Here is a 2,737-nt window from a genome sequence, read left to right as displayed (position 1 = left end):
GATAATCGGCGCCACGCTGGGATTTAAATCCATGAAGACGGCTTACGCCACCATCAAAGGTATTGAGGTGATGCGTGCACTACGCAAAGGCCAGGCCTCAGCATTTTATTATGGTGATCCCCTGGGCGAAATGCGCCTGGTAAGCAGAGTTTTTGAAATGTAAGGCCTTTGAATAAGACAAAAGGCTGCCTCATCGCTAACTTTGCAACAGTGCCGGATTGAATATAACCGACGTGACTGTTACATTTAGGTGGCTAAACCCGTCAAGCCCTCAGGAGTGAATCATGACCGTAGTCACGACCGCCGATACCTCCCAACTGTACGCACTTGCAGCCCGACATGGGCTCAAGCTCCATGGCCCGCTGACTGTCAATGAGCTTGGGCTCGACTATAGGATCGTGATCGCCACCGTCGACGATGGACGTCGGTGGGTGCTGCGCATCCCGCGCCGAGCCGAGGTAAGCGCGAAGGTCGAACCAGAGGCGCGGGTGCTGGCAATGCTCAAGAATCGCCTGCCGTTCGCGGTGCCGGACTGGCGCGTGGCCAACGCCGAGCTCGTTGCCTATCCCATGCTCGAAGACTCGACTGCGATGGTCATCCAGCCTGGTTCGTCCACGCCCGACTGGGTCGTGCCGCAGGACTCGGAGGTCTTCGCGGAGAGCTTCGCGACCGCGCTCGCCGCCCTGCATGCCGTCCCCATTTCCGCCGCCGTGGATGCGGGGATGCTCATCCGTACACCGACGCAGGCCCGTCAGAAGGTGGCCGACGACGTTGACCGCGTCCGACGCGAGTTCGTGGTGAACGACAAGCGCCTCCACCGGTGGCAGCGCTGGCTCGACGACGATTCGTCGTGGCCAGATTTCTCCGTGGTGGTGCATGGCGATCTCTACGTGGGCCATGTGCTCATCGACAACACGGAGCGCGTCAGCGGGATGATCGACTGGAGCGAGGCCCGCGTTGATGACCCTGCCATCGACATGGCCGCGCACCTTATGGTCTTTGGTGAAGAGGGGCTCGCGAAGCTCCTCCTCACGTATGAAGCGGCCGGTGGCCGGGTGTGGCCGCGGCTCGCCCACCACATCGCGGAGCGCCTTGCGTTCGGGGCGGTCACCTACGCACTCTTCGCCCTCGACTCGGGTAACGAAGAGTACCTCGCTGCGGCGAAGGCGCAGCTCGCCGCAGCGGAATGAGCGAACGTCGATATAGCCCGCTCGCGACGCTGTTCGCGGCGACCTTTCTCTTCCGGATCGGCAACGCGGTGGCGGCCCTCGCGCTTCCATGGTTCGTCCTGTCTCATACAAAGAGCGCGGCCTGGGCGGGCGCCACGGCCGCTAGCAGCGTCATCGCGACCATCATCGGCGCGTGGGTTGGTGGTGGCCTCGTCGATCGGTTCGGGCGCGCGCCCGTCGCATTGATCTCGGGTGTGGTGGGCGGCGTGGCCATGGCGAGCATCCCACTGCTCGATGCCGTTGGCGCCCTCTCGAACACTGGGCTGATCGCTTGCGTGGTGCTCGGTGCCGCGTTCGACGCACCCGGTATGGCCGCGCAGGACAGTGAGCTGCCCAAACTCGGCCACGTCGCCGGGCTCTCCGTTGAGCGCGTCTCGTCACTGAAAGCGGTGATCGGGAACGTCGCGATTCTAGGTGGCCCGGCCCTTGGGGGGGCCGCAATCGGCCTGCTTGGCGCTGCGCCAACGCTCGGGCTGACGGCGTTCTGCTCCGTCCTTGCAGGTCTGCTCGGCGCGTGGGTGCTTCCCGCGCGTGCCGCTCGGACGATGACCACGACGGCGACTCTCTCCATGCGCGCCGGCGTCGCTTTTCTCTGGAGCGAACCCCTGCTGCGCCCTCTCTTTGGTATAGTGATGATCTTCGTGGGCATCGTTGGCGCCAACGGCAGCGTCATCATGCCTGCGCTGTTTGTAGATGCAGGACGCCAAGTAGCAGAGCTCGGGCTGTTCTCCTCAATGATGGGGGCTGGTGGTCTCCTTGGCATTGCCATTCATGCGTCGGTCGGCGCCCGGATATCAGCGCAGAACTGGCTGGCGGTGGCATTTTGTGGCTCTGCGGTGGGCTCGCTTCTGCTTTCACAGTTGCCAGGCGTGCCGGTGCTGATGTTGTTGGGCGCGCTCGTGGGACTGCTGACCGGCTCAGTCTCTCCCATTCTCAACGCTGCCATCTACAACCGCACGCCGCCAGAACTTCTCGGCCGGGTACTCGGCACGGTCTCGGCGGTGATGCTGTCAGCCTCGCCCATGGTTATGCTTGCGGCCGGCGCGTTTGTCGACCTTGCTGGTCCGCTCCCTGGCCTCGTTGTATCGGCCGTGTTTGCGGGGCTCGTGGCTCTACTCTCGCTCCGTCTTCAATTTGCTACAATGGCGGCGGCAGCCACAGCCTCCGCCCCAACCCATACAGAAGGTGAACACTGATGCCCCGCCCCAAGCTCAAGTCCGATGACGAGGTACTCGAGGCCGCCACCGTAGTGCTGAAGCGTTGCGGTCCCATAGAGTTCACGCTCAGCGGAGTAGCAAAGGAGGTGGGGCTCTCCCGCGCAGCGTTAATCCAGCGCTTCACCAACCGCGATACGCTGCTGGTGAGGATGATGGAGCGCGGCGTCGAGCAGGTGCGGCGGCTCTGTTGCAAAAATCGTGAAGCTTGAGCATGCTTGGCGGAGATTGGACGGACGGAACGATGACGGATTTCAAGTGGCGCCATTTCCAGGGTGATGTGATCCTGTGGGC

Annotated in this window: 2 protein-coding genes and 2 pseudogenes; all 4 read left to right on the top strand. The window is 63.0% G+C overall.

What is annotated here, in order from left to right:
• A pseudogene (locus PG883_RS23085) lies at nucleotides 1–163 on the top strand (IS6 family transposase); the annotation flags it as partial.
• 121 nt (nucleotides 164–284) lie between these two features.
• Nucleotides 285–1,190, top strand: a complete 906-nt coding sequence (locus PG883_RS23080) for an Mph(A) family macrolide 2'-phosphotransferase (RefSeq protein WP_000219391.1) — start codon at nucleotides 285–287, stop codon at nucleotides 1,188–1,190.
• Nucleotides 1,187–2,425, top strand: a complete 1,239-nt coding sequence (gene mrx(A), locus PG883_RS23075; protein WP_000004159.1) for a macrolide resistance MFS transporter Mrx(A) — start codon at nucleotides 1,187–1,189, stop codon at nucleotides 2,423–2,425. Before PG883_RS23080 ends, mrx(A) begins: the two co-directional genes overlap by 4 nt.
• Nucleotides 2,425–2,625, top strand: a pseudogene (mphR(A), locus tag PG883_RS23070) (macrolide-binding transcriptional repressor MphR(A)); the annotation flags it as partial. The gene mrx(A) and the pseudogene mphR(A), both read left to right, overlap by 1 nt.
• Nucleotides 2,626–2,737 lie beyond the last annotated feature (112 nt).

This window comes from Aeromonas sp. QDB25, from assembly GCF_027707725.1.
Lineage (GTDB): Bacteria > Pseudomonadota > Gammaproteobacteria > Enterobacterales > Aeromonadaceae > Aeromonas > Aeromonas caviae.
Note: the sequence above shows the minus strand (reverse complement) of the source record. Positions and strands in the feature narration are given on the sequence as shown.